At 60.2% G+C, this 6,359-nt stretch carries 3 protein-coding genes; all 3 read right to left on the minus strand.

What is annotated here, in order from left to right:
* Positions 1 to 14: 14 nt before the first annotated feature.
* A complete protein-coding gene (locus tag Q7L05_RS03380; RefSeq protein WP_303901930.1) occupies positions 15 to 3,608 on the minus strand; it encodes a YhdP family phospholipid transporter in 3,594 nt (1,197 codons plus the stop codon).
* A gap of 84 nt (positions 3,609 to 3,692) precedes the next feature.
* On the minus strand, positions 3,693 to 5,165 hold the full coding sequence (gene rng, locus Q7L05_RS03385) for a ribonuclease G (RefSeq protein WP_303901933.1): 1,473 nt from the start codon (positions 5,163 to 5,165) through the stop codon (positions 3,693 to 3,695).
* 127 nt (positions 5,166 to 5,292) lie between these two features.
* Positions 5,293 to 5,898, minus strand: a complete 606-nt coding sequence (locus Q7L05_RS03390) for a Maf family protein (RefSeq protein WP_303901936.1) — start codon at positions 5,896 to 5,898, stop codon at positions 5,293 to 5,295.
* Positions 5,899 to 6,359 lie beyond the last annotated feature (461 nt).

A 6,359-nucleotide genomic window follows, 5' to 3' on the forward strand; every position in this document is an offset into this window, starting at 1 on the left:
GTTTCGCTGAACGGTCATCCCGCAGCCGCACCCGGCAGGCGCTCCACAGCAGGTGCGCTCCAGGGACCCTTGACGATGTACTGGAACATGGTGACCTTGTCGATTTGCGAATGGAAAACCTTCTGCAAAACCCAGATGATCGCCCCTGCCTGCGGTCCCAGGGCGAGTCCACCGGCCACGGCCAGACTGTCGCTGACGTTGGGGACCACACTGACCAGCATATCATAGTCACGTTCGACCAGACCGGTTCGGCCGCTCATGACCAACTGGGCCGATAGCGAATCCAACGCCAGGTTCTCGGTGAGGATATCGCCCCCGGAAAGCTGAAGATCACCATCAATGCGGTCGAACTCCAACCCTTTTCGAAACAGATCACTGAAGTCCAGCCGTAGCCGCTTGGGGAGTGCACCGAGACTGAAGAGACCAAGAAGCCGGCCGCTGCCCGGTTCGACATCCTCGATAGTGCCCTTGCGGATGTCTACACGAAGCGTTCCATCGAGACGCGCCAGGGAGAAGGCCGTGGGTGGACCGTCCCATTCCAGATGGCCTTCGGCACGGGTTTCGCCCTTTTTGATCACGCTCACGAAGTCCAGGCCGTCCATCATTCGTCCCAGATCCGGTGCATTCAACTCCAGATCGAACCGGGTCCGGTCGGCATTTCGCTGCCACCATCCCTCGCCTACGATTTGGAAATTCCTGTGGCGAAGACCGATATCGGTGAAGTTGACCTTTCCCTGCCCGGGTTTGGCGTGGAATCGTAAATCACCCAGCACCACATCATCGAGCTCCAGGCGCTCCACATGGACGTCCATAGGGGGCAGTTCGACTGACCGCGCAGTCGGGCTTTCGCCTTCCCCGCTTCCGGAAGAGATCAACTGCAGGCGCTTCATGGCCACTTCGATCGGCAGGGCCGGGTCTCGCCCTTTCCCTTTTCCATCGCCTTTCACCGGGAACGAGTGCATCCAGGCCTGCGGAACCACCCCGGCGAGCTCACCGGTCAGGCGAATCCGCCGTGTATCGGGCAGATCCGGCATACTCGCACCAAAATGGAGGCTGGCCCGGTCGAGCCCTCCGCGGCTATCGAGCGCGACAGCCGCCTGAAAGCGCGACCCATAGGCAATCGTCAGTTCCCCCGAACGGGCGCCCGAGAGATACCGGGTCAGGTGAAAAGGACGGGATTCTCCGTTCACCTTGTTGAACGGTACCGGCGAGTGGCTCGTCAGTCCCCTTAGACTGGAGTCAATCTGCAGTTTGACTCCCCCGTTGCGGTCATGGGGGAGCACAAGGCTTGCCTGCCAGTCGGTTTCACCGGCCAGCGCATCCGCAAACGGCATCTCCATTCTTTCAAGTGCCTTGGCACCGGCCTGCCCCCGACCGGTGATCGTAGTGCGGCCATTTTCCGTGGCCACGGCGAACTGTACCGGATGTTCAAACAAACGACCCCGAATAACCTCGGCCCGAAAATCGCTGTTTTCAAACTGCAAGGTGCCATTCAGCTTTCCGAAGGCCAATCGCTCGCCCATTGCGAAACGGCTGCCCTTCAGCTGGAGTTCGCCCGCGACCGACAGGGGTGGTTGTTTGCGGCTCGAAAGCGGTATCTGCAAACGCAGCGCCAGTCGGCTCTTTCCTTCTGCCCGAAAATCGGCCAGGGCGTCGTCTCCGATCCGTTCCGAAAAAGGCGTCTCCCGCAAGGTGCGAAGCACGTCCGAAAGCGGGCCATCGGCCACACCGTCCACCAGCAGCCGTGACCGGCGCATGTCGGGGATTTCCACTCGGCATCGCGCTACCTGGCTATCCAAAAAACGTGCCCGGGAACTGTGGAGTACCATTTCAGCTCCGTCGAAGACCACATCGGCCTTGACATTGTGCAGGTGGGGCCATTCGTCCCGAAATTCCAGTTCCACCTCTTCAGCCTCGAAACGCACCTCGAAGCGGCCCTGGTGCTCGCTGAAGGGAAAATCACCGGTACGTCCGCGAAAAAGGGCCGTCCCTTCATTGATGCGGCCTTTGCGAAAGGCCTGGTCGAGCCAGCGGACCGCCGGATCGGGCATGATATGGGCGGGAAGGTAGCGCGGCACACTGACACCCCGCCCGTTGCGGAAACGGCTGCGCAAATCGATGAATGGCGAACCGCCGCTGGCCGGCACCAGCACCTCGAGCTGGGCTTCGCCCTCCAGGTCGTCATTGGCAAAAACCAGCTGCTGGCCCTGCATCTGCCAACCGGCGTCGGCTCGGCGGACAAGGACGCGGCCACTCAAATTGGTAATGGGTAACGATTCCCGAAAGAGACGGGGTGCAATCACTTCGGCCCGTTCGGTCGCCAGATCGAACCGGATACCGTCCCGATCCACGTAGAGTTCGCCATCGAGCCCCCGAAAGCCGGGCGAACGCCGCCAGGGTTCGATCCCGAGGTTTTCGAAATCCATCTGACCGGTCACCCGGCCATCGCTTCGCTCGATCAACAGGTTTTGCAAATCACCTTTCGGTTTCAGCCCGGCAATCAGATCGCGCTGATCATCCGGGAGAGGTACGAAGACCAAAAGCCCTTCGACATCCTCCAAGCGCAGGAAATCTGCCGCCAGGCGGGTGGTTTCACCTTCGCGGTTCAACTCGATTCGGCCCGCGGGCCAACTCTTTCCTTCCCGTACCGCCGTCAGCTCCCCGAGAGAAACGTGCCAACCGTTGTCGTTGCGCAGCCAGCGAAATCGACCACCCAGATCCTCCCAGCGGACGCTCTCTTGGCCGCTGCCGACCACAAGCGCCCTCCCCTTCACCTCGCCTTCCGCTGAGTGCAGAGCCCCATTCCGCCACTCACTCCAGATGGAAGCATCGACACTGCCATCGCTCAACTGCAGGCCCGGAAATTCTGCGAGCTCCAGCCAGGGGGCGGGATGCACACCTTCGATACGTCCAAAAAGCTGGCCGCTCCATTGATCGGGCCGGAGGATATCGCCGCTCATGTCCAGCGAAACCGCCATGCGCCTCCCCAGTTCCTCGGGCAGTTGCAGTGAAGCATTGAGTCGATGACGCTCGCCATCGTTATCGAGTTCGAACTCGATATCCTCGAACTGATAAGCGGGGCGATCCGGTTCCCGCCACTCCAGTCGACTGTCCTGGATGGTGACGCTGGACTGCGCCAGCAGCCAGGCACCAAAACTGTCGGCACCCGTGGGTTCTTTCCCGTCCGGCCTCTGCGCACCGGTCACACGCAGTACCCCTTCACGGGTACGCTCGACAGCGAGATCGGCCCCGGTTATCACCAGTGGACCAAGGATCAGCCTGCCCCGTCTGAGACTGGCAGGCACGTCAATATCGACCCGGAGGGATTCGGCATGGACCATCGGCTGTGCCGTGGTCGCACTGATCAGCGCGATGCCGGTCAGTTCAAGCGACGGAGAAAACCCGGCCAGCGTGGCGTCTATCCCGCTGATAGTCACCGGCTGCTCCAGGAAACTGCTGGCCCAATCCTCCACCACGACCCGGTAATCCTCCAGGGAGGGCACCAATAGCCGAGCCAACGACAGCACGACCGCCAGAGCGATCACGACAGCGGCCGTCGCATAGAGAACAAAACTGTACAGCCGTCGTGGGTGGGGAAGGCGCTTCACTTCAAAAGAACACCGGGCAAAGGTTGGCTCTCATGCTGCCACAGATTGCGAGAGGGAGCACAGAACGGAGTCAAAATACCGGCATCATATAAGGACCACGTCGAACTGCTCCTGGGTATACAGGTATTCGACCTGGAATTTGACGGGCCGGCCGATGAACTCTTCCAGTTCGGCCACGCTGGTGGACTCTTCATCGAGCAGCTTGTCCACCACCTCCTGGGAGGCGAGCACCAGCATCTGGTTGGCATCGTACTGGCGTGCTTCACGAAGGATCTCCCGGAAGATCTCGTAACAGACGGTCTCCGGCGTCTTCAGCGTCCCACGACCGCTGCAGGTGGGGCAGGTTTCGCAGAGCACATGCTCCAGGGACTCGCGGGTCCGCTTACGGGTCATTTCCACCAGCCCCAAACTGGAAACCTCGGAGATGTGGGTCTTGGCGTGATCCCGTTCCAGGGCCTTCTCCAGCGAGCGCAGTACCTGACGGCGGTGCTCCGGCTCCTCCATGTCGATGAAGTCGATGATGATAATGCCGCCGAGATTACGCAGCCGAAGCTGACGGGAAATCGTCTGACCTGCTTCGAGATTGGTCTTGAAAATGGTCTCTTCGAGATTGCGGTGACCAACAAAGGCGCCCGTATTGACGTCGATGGTGGTCATTGCTTCGGTTTGATCGATGATCAGATAACCACCCGATTTAAGCTGCACCTTGCGCTCGAGGGCACGCTGGATCTCGTCCTCGATGCCGTAGATATCGAAGATCGGCCGTTCACCCGAGTAGTGCTCGACCCGCGGGGCCAGCTCGGGAATGAATTTACTGGAGAACTTATAGACCTTGAGATAGGTTTCGCGGGAGTCGATACGCACCTTTTCGATCTCGCTGTCCACCAGGTCACGCATGGTACGCATCACAAGAGGCAGGTCCTCGTGAATGATGCTTCCGGCCGGTGCCGTGGCTACCCGTTCGGTTATCGCCCCCCACAATTTGGCGAGGAATTCCATATCCTTGCGAAGCGACTCCTCATTGGCGCCCTCCGCGGCGGTGCGCAGGATGTAGCCACCTTCGACATACTGCGGCGCCCACTTGCCGATGATCTCCTTCAGTCGCTGCCGTTCCGCATCACCCTCGATTTTTTGCGAAACCCCGATGTGCTGGCAGTCGGGCATCAGCACCAAAAAACGGGCCGGGATGGATAAATGGGTGGTCAGACGCGCCCCTTTCGTGCCCAGCGGGTCCTTCACCACCTGGACGACGATCTCCTGCCCCTCGCGAATCAGGCTATCGATCTCCTCCACGGTGCGGCGCTCACGACCGTTCTCATCGATGATGCTTTCGGAGAGAATATCCGAGGCGTGCAGGAAGGCGGTACGCTCCAGACCGATATCGACGAAAGCGGCCTGCATGCCGGGCAGAACACGGGAGACCCGGCCTTTATAGATGTTGCCCACCAGACCGCGGCGGCGGGCCCGCTCGATATGCACCTCTTGTAAGACGCCATTTTCCACCGACGCCACGCGGGTTTCGTGAGGTGTGATGTTGATTAGCAGTTCTTCGCTCATATTTTCCTTGTAGGGTAAAAATCACAGGGGCCACCGAGTGGAAAAAAGGGGCCGCGGCTCTTTTGCCTGGACCGCGAGCAGTCACTCGGCAACAGGCCCCCGGGACAAACCGGTATTCTCTGTGATTTTATGATTCGTCTGTCTTTAGAATTTTGATGCCGAAGTGCTTCAGCAACTCCGCCGTTTCAAAAAGGGGCAGGCCCATCACACCGGAATAGCTTCCTTCCAGCCGTTCGACGAAAATGGCACCGAATCCCTGAATCCCATAGGCGCCCGCCTTGTCTGCCGGTTCACCCGTGGCCCAATAGGCCGCGATCTCTTCCTCTTCAAGCACCCGGAAGGTCACGTGGCTGACCGAAAGCCGGCTTTCCGCCCACTCATCGGCGCCCACCAGCGCCACCGAGGTATAGACCTCATGGGTATGGCCCGACAGCTGCCGAAGCATGGTCAGCGCATCCTCCCGGTTGGCGGGCTTGCCCAGCACGTGTTCATTCAGGGCCACCACAGTATCCGAACCGAGTACCGGCCGCGAATCGGAGGATGGCAGCCGCGCCCGACCGGCACGGGCCTTCTCCAGGGCCAGACGCAGGCAGAAAACCTCAGCCACCTCACCTGCCCGGCACTCTTCCGTAATATCCACCGGAAACTGGTTGAAAGACACCCCTATTTGCTTCAGCAGGTCACCGCGCCGCGGCGATGCGGAAGCCAGATGGATCAGCGGCTTGGCGGACAAATCGATTCTCCCTCAGGACAAGCCGCCTATTTTAGCGGATCGTGCGGAAACGGGTCGGTTGGCGTTGACATGGCTCACACCTGCCAGGCTCCAGCTTGCCAGACGCAAACGACGGCCTGAAGACCCACCCACACGACAATCCCCTCGCTACTCGCCACTCGTCCCTCGCCTCATCAGGGACAAACATGTGACCGTCATTGCGAGAAGCCCCAGGCGACGCGGCAATCTGGGGTTGGGATCATCAGATTGCTTCGTCGCTTAGGCTCCTCCTGAAGAACTTGTCCCCGCTGTCATTACGAGGAGCCCCGGCGACGAAGTAATCTCCTGCTCCCAGACACAGATTGCCGCGTCGCCTGGGGCTCCTCCTGATGAACTTGTCCTCGCTGTCATTACGAGGAGCCTGAGCGTAATCTCCTGCTCTCAACTCCAGATTGCCGCGTCGCCTGGGGCTCCTCGCAATG

This window comes from Thiohalomonas denitrificans, from assembly GCF_016841685.1.
In the GTDB taxonomy this organism is placed as follows: Bacteria; Pseudomonadota; Gammaproteobacteria; order Thiohalomonadales; family Thiohalomonadaceae; genus Thiohalomonas; species Thiohalomonas denitrificans_A.

What these genes read in the sequence shown, in the direction of transcription:
- rng (WP_303901933.1), bottom strand. Translation starts at nt 5,165, where the DNA reads ATGAGCGAAGAACTGCTAATCAACATCACACCTCACGAAACCCGCGTG.